This window comes from Paraflavitalea sp. (assembly GCF_059502485.1).
In genome coordinates this window covers 69,011-86,994 of sequence record NZ_JCACET010000009.1, presented here as the reverse complement: position 1 = coordinate 86,994, position 17,984 = coordinate 69,011, and the positions used below count along the sequence as shown (strand labels likewise).

Annotated in this window: 12 protein-coding genes and 1 pseudogene; 6 read left to right on the top strand and 7 right to left on the bottom strand. The window is 47.9% G+C overall.

The window, feature by feature from the left end:
• Window positions 1–42: 42 nt before the first annotated feature.
• From AC5JBY_RS16210 to AC5JBY_RS16185, 6 genes and pseudogenes are all read right to left on the bottom strand, one after another.
• The gene (locus tag AC5JBY_RS16210) at window positions 43–729 is read right to left on the bottom strand and encodes a DUF8737 domain-containing protein (protein WP_495905665.1); all 687 of its coding nucleotides are present in this window, start codon (window positions 727–729) and stop codon (window positions 43–45) included.
• A gap of 148 nt (window positions 730–877) precedes the next feature.
• Window positions 878–1,465 carry a Crp/Fnr family transcriptional regulator gene (locus AC5JBY_RS16205; RefSeq protein ID WP_495905664.1) on the bottom strand — a complete coding sequence of 196 codons (588 nt, stop codon included), beginning with the start codon at window positions 1,463–1,465 and terminating at the stop codon, window positions 878–880.
• A 224-nt stretch (window positions 1,466–1,689) separates the two neighbouring features.
• Complete coding sequence (locus AC5JBY_RS16200; RefSeq protein WP_495905663.1) at window positions 1,690–4,536, bottom strand: glycoside hydrolase family 95 protein; 2,847 nt, start codon at window positions 4,534–4,536, stop codon at window positions 1,690–1,692.
• 79 nt (window positions 4,537–4,615) lie between these two features.
• Window positions 4,616–4,957 carry an alpha-L-rhamnosidase C-terminal domain-containing protein gene (locus AC5JBY_RS16195; protein ID WP_495905878.1) on the bottom strand — a complete coding sequence of 114 codons (342 nt, stop codon included), beginning with the start codon at window positions 4,955–4,957 and terminating at the stop codon, window positions 4,616–4,618.
• Window positions 4,955–7,237: pseudogene (locus AC5JBY_RS16190) on the bottom strand (family 78 glycoside hydrolase catalytic domain); the annotation flags it as partial. The gene AC5JBY_RS16195 and the pseudogene AC5JBY_RS16190, both read right to left, overlap by 3 nt.
• A gap of 154 nt (window positions 7,238–7,391) precedes the next feature.
• Complete coding sequence (locus AC5JBY_RS16185) at window positions 7,392–8,780, bottom strand: alpha/beta hydrolase family protein (protein WP_495905662.1); 1,389 nt, start codon at window positions 8,778–8,780, stop codon at window positions 7,392–7,394.
• Window positions 8,781–9,041: 261 nt separating this feature from the next.
• Between AC5JBY_RS16185 and AC5JBY_RS16180 the strand changes: the two genes are divergently transcribed.
• The 3 genes from AC5JBY_RS16180 (at window position 9,042) to AC5JBY_RS16170 (ending at window position 12,705) form a co-directional block, all read left to right on the top strand.
• Window positions 9,042–9,563, top strand: a complete 522-nt coding sequence (locus AC5JBY_RS16180; RefSeq protein ID WP_495905661.1) for a hypothetical protein — start codon at window positions 9,042–9,044, stop codon at window positions 9,561–9,563.
• Between the two features lie 138 nt (window positions 9,564–9,701).
• On the top strand, window positions 9,702–12,107 hold the full coding sequence (locus AC5JBY_RS16175; RefSeq protein ID WP_495905660.1) for an ABC transporter permease: 2,406 nt from the start codon (window positions 9,702–9,704) through the stop codon (window positions 12,105–12,107).
• 58 nt (window positions 12,108–12,165) lie between these two features.
• Window positions 12,166–12,705 (top strand): DUF1877 family protein, encoded by a 540-nt coding sequence (locus AC5JBY_RS16170; protein WP_495905659.1) that lies wholly within the window; start codon window positions 12,166–12,168, stop codon window positions 12,703–12,705.
• A 75-nt stretch (window positions 12,706–12,780) separates the two neighbouring features.
• On the opposite strand, the gene AC5JBY_RS16165 is transcribed toward AC5JBY_RS16170, so the two are convergent.
• Window positions 12,781–14,601 (bottom strand): M23 family metallopeptidase, encoded by a 1,821-nt coding sequence (locus AC5JBY_RS16165; protein ID WP_495905658.1) that lies wholly within the window; start codon window positions 14,599–14,601, stop codon window positions 12,781–12,783.
• Window positions 14,602–14,961: 360 nt separating this feature from the next.
• On the opposite strand from AC5JBY_RS16165, the gene AC5JBY_RS16160 reads away from it, so the two are divergent.
• From AC5JBY_RS16160 to AC5JBY_RS16150, 3 genes are all read left to right on the top strand, one after another.
• Window positions 14,962–15,960 (top strand): sensor histidine kinase, encoded by a 999-nt coding sequence (locus AC5JBY_RS16160; protein WP_495905657.1) that lies wholly within the window; start codon window positions 14,962–14,964, stop codon window positions 15,958–15,960.
• Window positions 15,953–16,663, top strand: a complete 711-nt coding sequence (locus tag AC5JBY_RS16155) for a LytR/AlgR family response regulator transcription factor (RefSeq protein WP_495905656.1) — start codon at window positions 15,953–15,955, stop codon at window positions 16,661–16,663. The genes AC5JBY_RS16160 and AC5JBY_RS16155 overlap by 8 nt, the downstream gene beginning before the upstream one ends.
• 552 nt (window positions 16,664–17,215) lie before the next feature.
• Entirely contained in the window at window positions 17,216–17,569 is a 354-nt protein-coding gene (locus AC5JBY_RS16150; protein WP_495905655.1) for a helix-turn-helix domain-containing protein, read from the top strand.
• The last annotated feature ends 415 nt before the right edge of the window (window positions 17,570–17,984 follow it).

Sequence of the window (17,984 nt, the reverse complement as noted above, 5' to 3'; positions counted from 1 at the left end):
CTGATTAGCGGCTTTCTGAAAAGGGTATACTGTCCGCTTTTGTTACAGGCGTTGTCCGTTTTTACGTATTAGTCTCCTGATGGCGATGAGGTGCGATAACAGTACTGCCGGTACAACGAAAGCCGGCAGCCACACATAGGGGAAATACAATACTGCCACATTGGGTTGGTCAAAAGCCAGTTGCTGAAAAGGCGTGGGTGCCGCTAAAATGGCGCGGATAACGATATTGAACAACAACGCCAGGCAAATGAAGTTCCAGATGAGTAAAGGCATCCGGCGAATTCGAGGTGTAGCCAAACACAACAGAAATATAACAGGAGCAGTGATGCCGGAAAGTATATCATAATTGACGCCTTCAAAAGTCATCAGTTGCGGTATCTTTTTATAGAGGAATAGCCAGTATAACGTCAGCTCCACTGGCACCCGCACTACATGTAGCCAGGTAAGCCATTTCACGTCCCAGCTATCTATCCATGTCCTGCCTTGTCGTGTAGCAAACAATCCAATGATGGTCAGGACAGGAATACCGATGGCAAGGATAAAACGCGGCGGCGTGGTATGGGTGTTCTTATAAAAATCCAATAAGCTGATCATGGCCTGCAACGCCAACCATATTGCAATGATGATCATAAAGCGTTGGGATAACCGGCTGCTTTTGTACAGGAAGAACCAGGTAAGTAAGGACGTGGCAATGAATACCACCGGGATGTACAGGGGTAATTGTTCCATGGCTATAAAATATTGATAGCACAAAGGAAGAACAGAATGTGGAGATATATCTTGCCAAATGGCAAGAAAGGGTTGACAGGTTAATAAGTTGAGAAGTTGATAGGGGTAAATACAGTAGTCTGGCGTTGATGGCTTCGACAGGCTCAACTTACCTCTTGGCGTATTCTTTCCGGATGCGACTCAGGGAGGTGTCGGTGATGCCGAGGAAGGAGGCGATGTGTTTGAGCGGAACGTTTTGAAAGATATCGGGGTTGGTCTTTAATAAATGCTCGTAGCGTTGTTCGGCTGTTTCCGTGATCATCGATAATGTTCTGTTCTTTAGTGCTGTCAGTATTCTTACCAGTATCGACCTGCCAAACTCGCGAAACTCCGGATAGGCATGGAATAAATGATTGAGTTGTTCATAGGTGATGAACCAGCCTTTGCAATCAGCTAACGCCTGCAGGCTTTCCCGTGAAGGGACGCGGTTGAAGAAAGAGGATACTTCTACTACGACAGTGCCAGGCGGATAAAAACTGGTGGTCACATCCTTGCCATCGAGGTCATACACAAACGCCCGCATAAATCCTTCTTCGAGGAAATAGTAGTCATTGGACACCTGGCCTTCGCGCAACAACAATTCATTCTTCTCGATTTCCTTTTCTTCAAACAGCTGCACGATCTCCTGCACCTGTTGTGCTGAGAAGTAGTTGGTGCTTTGAAAGAAGCGGGAAAGTTTATTGCCGGAAGTGTCCATACTTAACGAGCTTGTTGATGATAAAGCAAAAGTATAGTTCCTTCCTTGCTGTTTGTTCAAAAATGTGACCGTCTTCCCGGAAACCTGCCACGAGTTCCTCAAAAAGCTGTGACGATTAGAGGTAAAACCTGTGATGATTGACTGGTTCTCCCCGATTTCTCCTCTTTGCTTCCTCTTTGCCTCCCCGGAATCCGGGGAAGCAATGAGGCGCCAACGAGGTGATATTAGGGCCGCATCGAGGTTGGACTTATTGGATAAGATTTGCCTTTTTGCGTGTTGATCGTAATTGTTTTCCCTTTGTATTGTAACCGGCAAATGCCGCCGGCTTTGGATAAGATGGTGGCTTGTTGCAAGCTGCCGTCTTTCCATTGCAGGTCGATCTCAAAGCCGCCGCGGGCGCATAAGCCTTTTACGGCACCATTAGGCAAGGCTGCCGGTAAAGCTGGTAAGAGCTCGATATACCCGGCATGGCTTTGCACCAGCATCTCTGCAATGCCTGCTGCGCCACCGAAGTTGCCATCGATCTGGAAGGGAGGGTGTGCATCAAACAGGTTGCGGTATACGCCCCCACCCTCGCCGGTATTGTTGTCGGCCGGCGCCAGCAGGCGCTCGGCCATGCGTAAAGTGTGATCTCCATCTTTGAACCGCGCCCAGAGGTTGACTTTCCAGGCAAGGCTCCAACCTGTACCGCCATCTCCCCGATAGAGCAATGACTGTTGTGCTGCTTTCATCATAATGGCCGAGCTATCCCAGGTAATATCCGTACCGGGATATACACCCCATAAGTGCGATACGTGGCGGTGTTTGTTGGCCGTGTCGTCTTTGTCCTGCAACCATTCCTGCAGCTGTCCATACTTGCCGATCTGATTGGGGGCAATCTGCTGGTATTTCTCTTTCCATACCTGTTGCTGCGGAAGATCGGTTTGCAACAGCTTCGCAGCCTGGATCGTATTCTTAAACAGCTCACGGATGATCTGGTGATCCATCGTGGGGCCTGCTACCAAACCACCTTGTTCGGGCGAGTTGGAAGGTGTGCTGATCAGCCAGCCTGTTTTGGGGTCTTTAACGAGAAACTCAACAAAGAAGCTGGCAGCAGATCTCATCAGGGGATAAGCTTCGCGGAGGAATGTTTTGTCTTGCGTAAACTGGTAATGCTCCCACAAATGGAGGCAGAGCCAGGCAGCTCCTGTGACCCAAATACCGTGATTAGAAGCATTGATCGGTGCTGTGCCGCGCCACAGGTCGGTATTGTGGTGCAGCACCCAGCCCGGAGCATTGTAATGTTCTTTGGCGGTACGCTGGCCTGTTGTGGCGGCTTCTTTTATTAAACGGAATAATGGGTCTGTACAGGTGCTTAGGTTCAGCAACTCGGCCGGCCAGTAATTCATTTGGAGGTTGATGTTGGAAGTATACTTGCTGCCCCAGGGAGGTGTCAGCAGATCATTCCAGATGCCTTGCAGGTTGGCCGCTTGCGTGCCTGGGCGTGAAGAAGAGATCAACAGGTAACGGCCATACTGCATGTACAGCGATAGCAACGCCGGATCTTTCGTGGCGCTGAACTGATCGATACGCTGATCGGTGGGCAATGCAGCAGCGGTACTCGTGCCAAGATCAACAGAGAAAGTATTAAAGTACTTTTTATAATCACCGATGTGTGCTGCTTTAATGGTTGCATACGATTTGCCAGCCAGCTTTTGCAATGACTGTTTACAGACTGCATCTGGGTCTCCACTTACATCCTGATAATTCTTAAAGCTGGTGCCGGCTACGAGATAAAAAGTGACTTCATCGGCATCCTTCAATACAATAGAACTATCTGTTACTTCCACGCGTCCTTTCACGGTGGCAACATGCAGGTAGCTGGCGCCTTTCAATACGCCATTCTTCACTTGCAGGTTAAGTGCCAGCGTGTGGTTGTCAATCTTCTTAGTGGAGGAGATCTTATGAGATGTTTTCAGGAGCGCTTCGAGATTGATACTGCCGGGCTTGCTGGCTGTTAAGCGTACAACAATTGCCTGTTGAGGAGCACTGGCGAAATACTCGCGGGTAAAAATAACGCCCTGCTGTTTATATGATACGGTAGAAATAGCAGTAGTGATGTCAAGCTCACGGCGGTAATCAGCTACTTCCTGTTGCGCGGTTTGATTGATTGCGCGCAACCACAGATCACCGAAAGGCTGATAGTCGGCCTGGTAACGCGGAAAGAGCGGTGGGTTGTCATCCTGCACCCAATACTTCCAGGTGGTAGAGATGGGCTTGCTTTGCTCTTGCGTGCTGCCTTCGGGGTAAATGACAAAAGCTTTCTGATTGCCGCGTGGGCCGGAGAAGCCTCCTTTATCAAAAAAGTTTAGTGCCTGCATGGCCACGATGTTCTGTCCCTTCTTCAATACCGCTGCAGGGATCAGGTAATGCCTGTTGATGGTCATGGTATCGGTGGAACCGATGCGTTGTCCATTTACGTATGTAATGTCTGCATCACGAACACGTCCGAGGTCGATATAAATATTTTTGCCAGCCCACTCTTCGGGTATTTCAAATGCAGTGCGCAGCCACACTGCGCCGTCCAGCCCATCGAGTCCCAGCCCCATGGCTTCCCATCCATTGTTGTTGGGCACCTGCATGGTTTTCCAGCTGGCATCGTTGAAGTCTGCTGCTGCATAGCGTGTATCACTTTTTACTTTGCTGAGCCACGTAGCTTTTCGTGCATCGTAATCTGTTTGCTGGGGATATTTAACGCCCATGAATTCCTTTTCTGCCAGTGCTTCCGCTTCGGCTTGTTTACTTTCCTGCAGTAGTTGACGGATGGGTTGTAAATACTTCCAGGCGCCATTGCGCTGGTAATCGTGTGGTCCGCCCGACCATAAGGTTTCTTCGTTGAACTGAATGTGTTCGTTCAATGCATCGCCAAAGATCATAGCGCCTAAGCGGCCATTGCCGATGGGAAGGGCGTCTGTCCATTTGGAAGCGGGTTGTTGATGCCAGAGTTTGAGCGGCTGTTGCTGTGCACGAGCGGGTAATGACAGGCAAACAATCGTTGCCGGCAAGCATATCCAATAGGCAAATTTCATCATCGCTATATATTAGGTCTTAATGAATGTAAAAGCAGACCATATAGCACCAAGCAAGCTGAAAGACAATATTACTGTTATTTTACTTCACCACAAATTGATAGCTCCCTGCACCTACGCCTGTTATTGCCGCTCCTTTGTGGTAACCTGTTATGGGCACGGGCAGGTTGTTCTCAGTAAGCGTTTTGCCTTCTGCACCGGGAACGTAAATAGTAGCTTTCGTATTAGCAGGAATGGTCACGTTCAGGATGAATGTATTCCCTTCTTTTTTCCATTCGCTCGTGATGGTGCCATACAATGTTTCATAACTTCCCTTCACATAGGTGATATCGCCTACCACTTCGGGCTGTATCACAATATCGCGCCAGGCTATGGAACTATCCGACTGCCTGATGCCGGCCAATCCGCCATAAAACCATTCCATGATATGTCCCAGCATCAGGTGGTTGTTGGACACGACTTCCAATGCCTGCCAGGATTCTGTTAAGGCAGTTGCGCCCTTCTTCAACTGGTAACCATAACCCGGCACATCGTCCCGGAAATTCATATCATACAACAATTGCGAAGCGCCGCCTTCGTGAAGCGCCTGTACCAGGAAGTGGAAACCTACATCGCCAGCCGTTAACTTTTTACCGGTAGCTGTGATTGAGTCTACCATGTTTTGGAATACTGCTGTTTTGTATTGGTCTTCCACCAGTCCAACCACCAATGGCATGGCCATGGAAGTTTGACTGCCGGTGGCGTATATTTTTGTTTGTTTGTTGAAGAAGGTGTCGTTGAATGTTTGCTTGATAGCTTTGGCGTGTGTTGCATAGTTGGAAGCGTCGGTCTTCTTGCCTAAGAGCTGCGCCATCTTATTCAGCAGGGATACGTCGTAATAGTAAATGGCCGTAGCAGTAAGCCCCATGGGTGTAAGCTGTGCAAAGCCGGGGCGGTTGGGGCCAAGGTCATACCAGTCGCCCAATCCGTGGGACAGGATATCGTTCTTCGATTTGCTTTTGAGATAGGTCACATAGCGCTGCATCATGGGATAGGCTTTGCGGATGATGGAAGTGTCGCCATACCATTTGTATTGCAGCCAGGGAAGGATGACAGCTGCACTACCCCATTCCGGCGAATCACGGAAACCGCCATCAAAGAGCACATATTCCGGTGCAATGTCGGGCACCATGCCGTCGGGCAATTGCGCATCCATCATATCCTGGATGAGCTTGTTGTAGAGGTTGTACGTTTCGAAATTGTATTTCATGGAGGCACCCATGAGGTAATCCTGTTCCAGCCAGCTCAACTTCTCGCGGTGCGGACAATCAGTGACCACACTTTGGAAATTGCCCCGTATGCCCCATTGAATCAGGGTGTCGATGCGATTGAATAAGGTGTTGGAGCAAACGAATGACCCATTGGCTGGTGCTGAGTTGCGGGTGTGTAGTAAAGTAAGCCCCGTTATTTTGGGTATGTCTGTTGTGCCCGATGCTGTGTCTGGCACTGCACCTTCTACCTGCACATAGCGGAAACCATAATAGGAAAAGGATGGCCGCCAGGTTTCTTCTCCATCACCTTTCAATGTGTAACTGAAATAGTATGGGCTGCCAGTGGCTTTCTGATTCGATAGTAGCTGTTCGTTGATCAGCTCGGCGGGCGTCAGCTTAACGGTTTGCCCTTTTTTACCACGTACTTTCAACTCTACAATGCCGGAAGCATTTTGCCCGAAGTCGTACATATAACTCCCGGCTACAGGTTGTGTAACTTTTTTTGCAGTGAAGGATTGCATCACTTTAACCGGGTAGTCCAACTCGGCTATCAATTTGCCTTTAGGAGGCGTGGCCAGCAATACATTCTTCCAGGTGGCATCGTTGAAGCCAGGCTTGTTCCAGCCGGCCTGCTCCAGTTGTGCATCATAATCTTCGCCGCCAAAAATACTGTTGTACGTAATGGCTGCAGGAGCCGTTTTCCAGCTTTTATCGGATACAATGGTTTGCACCGTTCCATCAGTATAAGTGATCTTCAACAGGCAGATCATTTTGGGCATGCCAAAGACGGTTACCAGTTTGCGGTACCGCTCGCGGTTGATGTTGTGAAAGCCATTGCCTACTACTACGCCGATGACATTGTTGCCTGATTGTAGTTGCGCAGTTACATCATATGTGTTGTACAGGCAGGTTTTATCATAATAGGTCCAGCCGGGTGCTAAAAAGCTCTCTCCGGTTTTGGAGCCATTGATGCTCATTTCATATTGTCCCAGCCCACTGATGAAGGCTACAGCACTGCGTATTTTCTTACTAACGTTGAATGATTTGCGGAACAAAGGCGTTACAGGACGTTGTTTGGCTTTGTCTCCAAGTTTGCTCCCGCTGCCATGTACGCCGGGAATCACCCGCATGGTGTCGTTCATTTCCTCATACCCTATCCACTGTGCCTGCTGCCAGTGAGCCTGCGCAAACATGCCTGTGGTGAAGCTGCCTGTTTCACTCCATCCAAATGCTTTTTTCTCCTCGTTCCATACCTGTACTTTCCAATAATAAGTGGTGGCAGGCTGTAAAGCTTTGCCCTTGTAAACGACTTGTATAGAATTGCCGGAAAGCTGCTTGCCGCTGTTCCATGTTATGTTCTTATTGCTTGTTAACCCTGCAGCATCTGTAGATACGATTACCTGGTAGGCAGACTGCATACAACCAGGTGTTGCGCTTTTTATTTTCCAGCTGAGGACGGGCAATGCTTTGTCGATGCCCATAGGATTTGCACGATGTTCACAACGGAGATCGTAGGGTTGGGCAGAAGTGATAATTGAACTAAAGATGAATGCTGCTATAAATAGGACTCGAAACATACAGGCGATTTTGTGACAACTCACTTTTGTGCTATCGTTTTAGCGTGTTGAACATTTTTTGGAACTCATCAAAGCTCCTGACCGCATTGGCCGGCAGGTTTTCTCCTTTTGGACCGAATACATACATGGCAGGCTCTGGCTCGATGGTTACTTTGCTTTCATCTACTTTACCGTTAGTGTCCAGGAGTGCTTTTATATCGAGGTTAAAATGCTTTGCAATGAACTGATACAACGGCTGCCGCTTGCTGACACCAAAGTCATGGCCTTCTTCGGGCAGGTGTACATTTTCTACTAAGCTGGTCTTGCCATAATACCCATACATTTTTTGCAGGTAAGGAAATTCTACCTGGGGCACATGATCGGTCCAGTCCTTGCCATCGGAGATCACCAGTTGCGGACGGGGCGCTGCCATGGCAGCGATCTCCGGGTTGGCGGTGCCGCCACCACAGAGGTGAATGGGCATACCGCTTTCGCAAGGGCAACCGCCACTATGATAGGATGAGAGCATGACAACGGGCGCGCTTATTTTAATACGGTTGTCCAACGCAGTGATCAGCATGGTATGGCTGCCGCCGCCCGAGCCGCCTGAAATAGCTACGCGGCTGCTGTCGGCTTCTTTCAGCGTAAGCAGGTAGTCAAGTATACGAATAGTGCCCAGCGCTTGTACCGTCATGGCCAGTGCACGGCGATGGTCTTCTGTTTTAAATTGTAGTAAGGATTCGCCCCAGGCAAAAAGATCATAGCTGATGGCCATGCAGCCCATGCGGGCCAGCGTGGCACAGCGGTACTGACAATCGTCGCGGTAACGGTGTTTGGCCCAGTGGCCATCGGGGCATAGTACCACCGGAATTTTACCTTTTGCTTTTAGTGGACGGTATAGAGAGCTGGCAATGTATACGCCGGGCAATACTTCGAAAGCGATGTTCTCGATGCTGTACCCGTTCATCGTTCTTTTGTTGACGATGATGGGCTTGCTGGCGGGGGCTGGTGGTAAGGGTGATAACTGTAAGGCTTCCCACATACATTTCTTTAGAGAATCCCTGCGCAGCTCCCACTGTTGGGCATTGTTGTAGAGAGAGGCAAGATGATCAAGCCGGGCTTTGCCATCTTCGGGCGTGAGGCGGTGGTATTCGAAATACTTGAGCTTGTAACGTTTGTCGCCGGTTTTATTAACTGCCATGTCCAGCGGCGCCAGTACACTGGCCAGGGTGGCTTCTGCATCGGGGCGGTAGCGCCATTTGGCATAGGTGACCCATTTGTCTTTCACCATGTCTTCGGTGAACTGCATTTTGATGCCGTACTGGTGTTCAATATCGGCCAGCACTTCTTTCAGCGGCATACGGAACTGTTCATCGGAAGTCTGGGCCTTGAGGGAGTAAACAAGGGCAAAGCAAACGATCAGACACCCTATCTTTTTCATGCAAACAATCATCAGCTGATTATTAATTATTGATTAGTCATTATTGGTTTAGTCTGGCCGCTTTGAGCGGCCTGACTGTACGTACTCGTTGTTCTGTATGGCTTCCACAGTAAAAATAACGACGAATCTGCGTACTTACTGGTTGTCAGCCGGTAATCACTTTCAGGAGGTCGTTGACGGTCGTACGTATATCTCCCGGACCGGCTGCCACAAATAGGGGTAAATTTATTGCAACAGGATGTTTAACCGTCCTTTACCATCATGGCCAAACCAACTGAAACGATCCTCAGCGCACCTGCGCAGGGACTGCTGCCGCGCAAACAGGGATTGCCTGTTATTCTTAAAGCTGGATTATTTGCCGGCACGCTCGACATCATTGCTGCTTTCGTGAATTATGCCATTAAGAGTGGCAAAGATCCTCTCCCTATACTGAATTTCATTGCCAGCGGCGTGGTGGGTAAGGAAGAAGCTTACGATCCCACCAATACCCTCATCATGCGGGTGCTGGGTTTACTGCTCCACTTTCTAATTGCTACCATTTTTGCCGCCATCTTTTACTATGCGTGGCCCTTGTTCAGGCGGATCAGCCAGCGCTGGATCGTTACCGGGCTTTTATATGGCGTGCTGGTGTGGCTGGCCATGAACCTGGTAGTGGTGCCCCTGAGCAGTACGCCCGTGATGAAGCACACTACCTCCGGTGTCATCACCAATATGCTGATACTGATGTTTTGTGTGGGGCTGCCCATTGCCTGGGTCACTTACCGGTCGCGTTCGACTACTTAAATAGCCCTAAATGATACAATCCCTGTATCGAAAACGAACGGATTAGGAGTTTGGTAAATTTGCTTACTTGTTGACAATCAATCTATTTGTTTTCCGGCATAGGTTCTGGTAGTATTATTTAACCATAAACTACCAGCCATGTTTAAAAACTACTGCCTTATCGCCTGGCGGAACCTCCGCAATAATAAAGCTGTTTCTTTCATCAATATTGGTGGGCTCGCTTTGGGCATGGCAGTGGCCATGCTGATCGGTTTGTGGATATGGGACGAGTTGTCTTTTAACCGCTCCAATAAAAATTATGATGCCATTGGTCAAATTGCGAGAAGGGAGGTGACCAATGGAGAAGTGTTTATTGCTGATAACAGCAATCATTTTCCCATTCCTTTAGCGGGAGAACTGAGAACGAATTACAACAATCTTTTTAAGCAGGTAGCGCTGGCTACGGAAAGTAGTGAGCATGTTCTGAAAGTTGATAACCGGTTGTTTACCCGGCAGGGTCTTTATGTGGAACCAGATTTTACCAACATTTTTACCCTGCCTATGATAGCGGGCAGCAATGCCGGTTTTGAAGCGCCCCGTTCAATTTTATTATCCCAATCTCTGGCTGTTTCATTGTTTGGCAGCACGGATGTAATTGGGAAAACGGTGAAACTGGACAATCGATATGATATCAAGGTGACTGGTGTTTTTGCCAATCTGCCTTCCAATAGCCGTTTTGCAGATATAGGCTTTTTATGTCCCTGGAGCTTATTGGTGGCTACCAATCCTGCAGTAAAACAAGATTTGAATAACTGGGGTAATAGTTCCTTCCATGTTTTCGTGCAGACGGCGCCAGGTATCTCCATGGCCAATATTACTCAAACCATCAAAGATGTGTACTGGCCTAAGATTGCCACTACCCAGCCGAAGCCGGCAGCAGAGCGCACTACCCTATTCCTGCATCCGATGAAGGACTGGCATTTACGGTCTGTATGGAAGAATGGTGTGCAGGCGGGCGGTCAGCTGCAGATTGTTTGGCTATTTGGATTGATCGGTGGATTTGTATTGCTGCTGGCCTGTATCAACTTCATGAGCCTGAGTACTGCCTCATCAGAAAAAAGAGCGAAAGAAGTAGGTATTCGTAAAACGTTTGGCTCTGCGAGGGGTCAGCTGATACAACAATTCCTGGGTGAATCCTTACTTATTGTGGTCATTGCTTTCGGGGTGAGTATTGCTATGGTGTCGTTGTGCCTGGATAGCTTTAATAAAATAGCCGGCAAGGAGATCGGCTTTCCTTTTTCCCATCCCGGTTTCTGGACTTTATCGTTGCTGTTCATTGGTATTACGGCGCTGCTGGCAGGAAGTTATCCGGCGCTTTATCTTTCTGCTTTCCGGCCGGTAAAAGTGTTGAAAGGCACGTTCAGTGGCAGCTGGAAAGGTGTTGTGCCAAGGCGTATGCTGTCGGGCGTACAGTTTACCGTTTCCATTGTTTTGATCATTGGAACGATTGTAGTGTATCGCCAGATACAGTTTGCACAGGACAGGCCGATTGGGTATGACAGGAATGGGCTGATCCGTATTGCGATGAATACGCCCGACCTGAATGGTAAATACGATGTGCTGCAAAAGGAGCTGCTGGCTTCCGGTGGCGCAACAGGTTTTGCCCAGTCTTCGGCTACCACAACCGAAAACAATTACTTTGATGACCGTTTTAGCTGGGAGGGCAAGGATGCCAACCTGCCGCAACAGTCTTTTGCACTGATGGCTGTTACTTATGACTTTGGTAAAACGGTAGGCTGGCAGTTTACGCAAGGGCGTGACTTTTCGCGCGACTTCCCTACTGATAATACGGCGATTATTCTCAATGAAACGGCGGTGAACTACATGCGCTTAAAAGACCCTGTGGGCAAGAAGATCGTTTGGAATGGTAACACGTTTACTGTTGCGGGTGTCATCAAAGACATGGTTACGGAGTCACCTTATAAGCCAGTGCAACAAAGTATTTTCTTCATGGTGCCCAATATAGGCCCTGTGATCACGATACGTCTTAATCCTGCATTAAGTGTCAGTGATGCTATCAGCAGAATAGCTCCTGTCTTTACCAGGATGAATCCTTCTTCGCCTTTTGAGTATAAGTTTGTGGATGAAGAATATGGGCGCAAGTTTGCCGCAGAAGAACGGATCGGCATTCTGTCGGGTTTCTTTGCTGTTCTGGCTATCTTCATTTCCTGTCTTGGCATATTCGGTCTTGCCTCTTTTGTGGTGCGGCAGCGCATCCGTGAAATTGGTGTGCGCAAAGTATTGGGTGCTTCTGTTATTAACCTGTGGGGGCTGCTTACCCGGGAGTTCGTATTGCTTGTGCTGATTGCATTTGTAATAGCTGTTCCAGTCGCTCATTACTTCACGCGCGCCTGGTTGGATCAATATGAATACCGGACAACGATCTCGTGGTGGGTTTTCGCAGCAGCTGGTTTGGGTGCGCTGATCATTACTTTGATCACCGTAAGCTTCCAGGCGTTTAAAGCTGCTACTGCCAATCCTGTAAAGAGTTTGCGGACGGAGTAATTTATGCTTTAAATTGCCTTTCGGCTATAGTGCATGTAGTCTGTTAGACAATAATACCATGAGTCAGTCCGCCACGCTATATAGAGTTTCTCAAGACAGTTTAATGCAGCTAACGAGTTCAGTTGATAAGCAACCGTTCGATATTAGCGCAATGGCTAAAGGTTATTCAATATTTGCAGGCACGTTTATGGGCCTGGCGTTCATATTGTCCAAAGGGCAAAATGCTGCAACAGCAGCGCTTGTAAGCGAGATCTTTGAACCCAAACGATCTTTGCTACGCGCCTGGTACGATGGTTTGTCTCCGGAAGAGCAAATGAAGTTTTGGGAAAATGACGGGTCTTTAATGCCTTATTTGGATGCCGCATCAGTTGCTGCCATTCATGATATACTCAACAATGTCTCTGAAGCTGATATCAAGCAGAGGTACGATGCGCAGGAATTAAATGATAACGGGATTTATCCTGACGTGTGGCATAATGACAACTCCCCCGACCTGGCATATAATGAACGGCATCTTGTTGAAGACTTCAAAGAGCTCAAGTCTATATTTAATAATGCCTACCACGAAAAAGACTACATCTTGGTTTTTGTCGGTTAAATTACAAGCCAGAGGCTTGTAAATAGCCTCGCTCGCCGGAGGCGAGCGAGTGAAAAACTTCCTTTCTCCAAGTGATCATCGTTTTACAAAAGACCAGGTTTCCCGTTTGGTGTTGCCGGTTATATCTGTAGCTGTAACTGCTAATACATGTTTGCCTTTCTTGCATTTAGTGGGGATGCGTATGGTGAAGTCATTTCCCTTTCTGTCGAATACCAGCCATTCGCCGTCCAGCTCGGCCTGGAAGTTGCCTACGCCAGCAATGGCATCTTTGCATATCAGTTTCAATTCTTCCGGGTCCTCTGAAAAGGCAGACCAGTTCACTGTTTGTATAGCAGGCGGCAGGGTGTCTATCAACAGCTCTACAGTACCGAGTGTGTTGAACGATGCCGAGAGCCAGTTGTCTTTCCATGTCCCTTTGGCCGTGTATTTGTTTTTGCCGTTGTTCAATTGCATCACGACTTTCTTTTTGAGGCGCTCATTGATAAAAGGCAGGGCTTTGAGTGATACGGTATAGCTGTCGTGCACTGGTGTGTAACCATTGTGCAGGCTTACCAATGATGAGGCTTTACCGGGATTGGTATTGGGCTGCTCTTTCAGCGAGAAGAATACGGTATCATAAAATGCCGCTTTGCTGAAGCGTACTATGCTTTGTTTACCGGTTATCGTTTTTTCTTTCCCCGGTGTTATGGCTATGGCGCCGGGCTCTGTTGGTTGCGGGTCTTCTGTGGCGCCACTGTATTGAACTTCGCTTTCAAAGTTGCTTACGTTGTTGTTTACGTCATACATGCGGATGCTTAGGCGGTGGACTTTTTTGTCGGACAGGTCCATGATGCCATCGCCTTTCAGTGCAGCCAGGTGATTGCCGGGCAAGGCCGACAGATGTTGTATAAACATACCTGTCTTTATCCACCGGGGGTAATCTACGCTGGCATTGATATAGCGGCTGTCCTTATAAGAGAAGTTGTCCAGCAGTGCTTCGTGTACCAGTGCGCCATCGAAGTAAAGTTCGGCCCGGTAAATGCCAAACCGGAAGCGATTGTCATTGCTTTTGTCGGTTGCCCTGATGCCCAGGCTGATCAACGGTGATCTTACTTTGACTACAGAGCGGCTTGCTGTATAAGTTCCTTCCTTTCCAGTAATTGAAATGCTGTTGGCGGTGGTGCGGTAGGTACTGTACTGCCGGTTGTACCAATATAGACCTGCCAAAACAGGAGGTGTGTCATCGTCCATGCCAAAGCCATGCAGCAAAGGATTCAGGTTGTTGCCAGTACGGGTATCGCGCACTTCAAAATGCAGGTGGGGTGCTTCGGAACCACCGGTGTTGCCGCTGCGGGCAATCAGTTGTCCTTTGCTGACGGGGAAGCGGGCGGCGGTAAAAGTAAGATCCTGCTCCCGTTTTCGGGAAGTGCGTTGTTGTGCTTCTACCGTTGCTTCCAATTGATCATAGAATTCGTTCAAGTGGGCATATACAGTGGTATAGCCGCTGGGGTGTGTAATAAATATCGCTTTACCCAATCCGGTTTCTTCAATAATGATGCGGCTGATATATCCTTCGGCCACTGCATATACGGGCAGGTTTTCCTCTCCATTGGTGCGCACATCCAGCCCCATGTGGAAATGGTTGCTGCGCAGCTCACCAAAATTGCCCGATAAGCGGAAGGCGCCTGACAGCGGATCGCGAAAGCCGGCACGGGGCATCAGGAGAACATTGTATAGGATAACACCAACCAGGAGTACCAGGAAGGCGGGCCACCATCTTGTCCATTTACGGTGGGAGGCGGAGCGCTGTTTAGTATTGGGTTTGTTAGCCGTAGTGGTTGTCCGCCCTTTGGAGGGGACAGGTATGTCCATAACGGTGCTCACGGGCCGTTGGTCCCCGATGACAGGATTGTTCATACAACATGTTTTTAGGGAATAACCGGAACGCCGGGCACGTTCCACTTCATTTGCTATTGTAACGCACCTTACCGATTAGCGACGTTTAAATCAGTAAAGCGTCCTTTGGGCCTGGTAAATACCCTGCCCACCAGTATGCCCGGCAGCCGGTTAAAATGCAAGCCCTTCGACGACCCTTCGACAACACTTCGACAGGCTCAGTGTGACAGCGGGTGACATTTGGGCGATAGTTTATTTTCAAGTTCAATATTCAATAAAAAGCAGCCGTTCTGCAATCAATATCGACAAACAAGGGCTGCGCCTCTGCAAACGCCGGTGGTCTGAAATGCGCTGTTGATCAATATATAATACCTTTGACCGATGCGAAAAAAGCTGTTTTTGTTTCTCGTGTTCTATGTGGCTTTGTACTTTCTGCTGCACATCGCGTATTCCCTACCCGACCTGGTGAATGGACGTGCCCGTTTTATGTTGTTGCCGGATAGTGTTCCGGCCATTATTATAGATATTGCCATGTACTTCCTGGTGGCTCTTGTTCCTTACCTGCTGCTGCACCGCTTTTATCCGCACCAGGTGGCACTGGCGGTAGTGCTGATCATTGTGTGTTTACCAATCATCTTTTACTGTTGTTATATAATAGAAGAAATAAAGCGCGGCAAGGACCTGCGTCTTAAAAACTACTTCCTCAATAATATTTTCTTTGCGTTCCTCTACACGGTGTATGGTATTGTGTTCTTCTTTATCCGCTATGCGCAGCACAAAGAGCTGGAGCAAAAGGATATGGTGATCCAGAACAGGCAGTCTGAGTTGTCATTCCTGCGCTCGCAGATCAATCCTCACTTCCTGTTCAACAGTCTCCATAATATTTATTCGCTTATGTACCAGAATGCGGCGGGTGCCCAGGATGCGATCCTTGGCTTATCGGACCTGCTGCGGTATATGTTGTATGATGCCAGCGAGAAAGTGCCTTTGCAAAAAGAGATCGACTATATTACGCGCTACATTGCGTTGCAACGTATCCGGTTCGATCATCCTATCCATGCCCCTATGCACATTACAGGTGATACGGCGGCGCTGCAGCTCCCCCCTTTGTTGCTGATCCCTTTCGTGGAGAATGCTTTTAAGCATGGTGATTTTTCCGGGGAGGCTGAAGGGGTGGCTATCACCATTCATGCGGGACCCAGAAATATCTATTTTCATTGTATCAATAAGAAAGGTCATGGATTGAAGGATGCCGCCGGGGGGATTGGTTTACAGAATGTGCAACGCAGGCTGGATCTGTTGTATCCCGGCAAGCATACTTTGAGGATCGACAATACTGACCATCATTTTACTATAAACCTGGAGCTGATCAATGAGTAATACGCCTGCTATACGTTGTGTGATCGTGGACGATGAGCCGCTGGCCGTGACCTTGCTGGTGCAGTACGTGGAGAAGGTGCCTGGCCTTACGGTGGTATTTAAAACCACGCATGTGCTGGAAGCACTGCACGTGATCGAAGAAGGTAATGCCGACCTGTTGTTTCTCGACATTCATATGCCTGAGTTGAGTGGGATGCAGTTCATGAAGATAATCGGCAACCGTTGTAAAGTGATCCTGACAACGGCCTACACGGAATATGCGCTGGAGGGCTATGAGCATGATGTGGTGGATTACCTGCTGAAGCCTTTTTCATTCGACCGCTTTATGATGGCTGTGGTGAAGGCAAAGGAAAGGCTGGAGCAAAAGCAGGCGGCTCCTGCGAAGGATGTTCCGGACCATATTTTCGTGCGGGCTGAATACCGTATTCAGAAGATAGACCTGGATAGTATTTTCTACATCGAGGCGCTGCGTGATTATATTGCCTTCCATACGCCGTCCGGTAAGATCCTATCGCTGGAAAGCATGAAGAAGATGGAGGCGGTGTTGCCGGCAGCCACATTTATCCGCATTCATAAGTCTTACATTATCAACCGTAATAAAATCGAGTTCCTCGACAGGGGGAAGGTGGTAATCAATGGGCAATACCTGCCTGTAGGTGAAACTTACCGTGAACGTTTCATGGCCCAGATCGGGATTATCTGATGTGTGTTAATGGAAGTTAATCATTGAATAATATGGAGTTCTGCGGTCCGAGGATTTATACTACACATTTTTCGGCCGTATTATGGGACATGGTAAACCTGTAGTATAAGCGTAAGGGTTTACCTTTAAATTGGCATAAAACTTTAAGCCCTGCGCTATAACTGCAGCCACACCTTTTATCTTTTCATCAAAGCGGCTATATTTGCGTTACCCCAAACAGTTACAACGAGTATTCAATATCGTTAAGTGTAACCGCTTTGCATGTAGGTGAACACTTCTTGCAAAGACAACCTTTCTGTGTGTTCCTGTATTATGGAATGCTACGGAAGAGGCCATGTTACTGCTTTGGCTTTGATTCCTCAGCAAATCGGACTTAACCGTTATTGAGTCTGTATTCTACAGCAAAATGAGCACCTGCGCATATTCACATCTATTGCGCGAGGGTGCAATGTTTACATGCCTTTAAAAAAATTGATTCTGACCTGTGAAATGCATCGTAACAACGGATTTCCGGCGATACGCTATGGATAGTCTTTGCCTAAAATAACGGACATGACCGCAAAAAAAATCAAGCTGAAGCACGTGGATATTCAACGCATAAAAGCGGTGAAGGATATCCTTAGCCATAAGCAATTGCCTCACACTACGATTCAGCACTTAGCCTATGAAGCAGGAATGAACCGCACTAAGCTCCAGTATGGATTTAAAAAGCTATTTGGCGTAAGCATCTATACCTACCAGGTGCAGATGCGGATGGAAAAAGCCAGGAAACTATTAGAAGATACGGATAAACCGATCAAGCAGATTGCCGCGCTTGCAGGATATAATACGATCAGCAGTTTTAGTGCGGCCTTTAAAAAAGCATTTAATATATCGCCTTCCCAATGGCGTAATAAGCATCAGTAGTACAATGTTTTGGGACCTATGTTTTTCAATTCTTATAATTTATTTTGTTTATACAATCATCCATAAACGCTATAGTTAAATGAGTATAAGATGATTATAACAGTTATGAACGTTTGCAGATATGAAGAAAATTTGTGCAGATAAGAAAACTTTTTGTGCAGATATGACAAATAAGTGAAAGTATCTTGCAAGCAGGTTTGAATGTAAACTGTAGTTTATGGATGTTGTTGATGCTTGACCCTTCTGCTCCGAAGGAGTTTCTTTCGGAATCCGGCAGAAGATAAATAAGTCCGGGTCATCAACTTCGTTGTAACACACCTGGAACCGGTTTGGGGGATTCAATAACCGGTTTCTTTTTTTTAATGCCGTCCGGCGCTCTTCCGGTTACGGCTGCGTTCAGGATGCTGGACGCCCA

Excerpts from the sequence above, each read along its gene's own strand:
- AC5JBY_RS16200 (WP_495905663.1), bottom strand. The coding sequence starts at position 4,536 with ATGATGAAATTTGCCTATTGGATATGCTTGCCGGCAACGATTGTTTGC.
- AC5JBY_RS16205 (WP_495905664.1), bottom strand. The coding sequence starts at position 1,465 with ATGGACACTTCCGGCAATAAACTTTCCCGCTTCTTTCAAAGCACCAAC.
- AC5JBY_RS16150 (WP_495905655.1), top strand. The coding sequence starts at position 17,216 with ATGACCGCAAAAAAAATCAAGCTGAAGCACGTGGATATTCAACGCATA.
- AC5JBY_RS16210 (WP_495905665.1), bottom strand. The coding sequence starts at position 729 with ATGGAACAATTACCCCTGTACATCCCGGTGGTATTCATTGCCACGTCC.
- AC5JBY_RS16175 (WP_495905660.1), top strand. The coding sequence starts at position 9,702 with ATGTTTAAAAACTACTGCCTTATCGCCTGGCGGAACCTCCGCAATAAT.
- AC5JBY_RS16185 (WP_495905662.1), bottom strand. The coding sequence starts at position 8,780 with ATGAAAAAGATAGGGTGTCTGATCGTTTGCTTTGCCCTTGTTTACTCC.
- AC5JBY_RS16165 (WP_495905658.1), bottom strand. The coding sequence starts at position 14,601 with ATGAACAATCCTGTCATCGGGGACCAACGGCCCGTGAGCACCGTTATG.
- AC5JBY_RS16195 (WP_495905878.1), bottom strand. The coding sequence starts at position 4,957 with ATGGAATGGTTTTATGGCGGATTGGCCGGCATCAGGCAGTCGGATAGT.
- AC5JBY_RS16180 (WP_495905661.1), top strand. The coding sequence starts at position 9,042 with ATGGCCAAACCAACTGAAACGATCCTCAGCGCACCTGCGCAGGGACTG.
- AC5JBY_RS16155 (WP_495905656.1), top strand. The coding sequence starts at position 15,953 with ATGAGTAATACGCCTGCTATACGTTGTGTGATCGTGGACGATGAGCCG.
- AC5JBY_RS16160 (WP_495905657.1), top strand. The coding sequence starts at position 14,962 with ATGCGAAAAAAGCTGTTTTTGTTTCTCGTGTTCTATGTGGCTTTGTAC.
- AC5JBY_RS16170 (WP_495905659.1), top strand. The coding sequence starts at position 12,166 with ATGAGTCAGTCCGCCACGCTATATAGAGTTTCTCAAGACAGTTTAATG.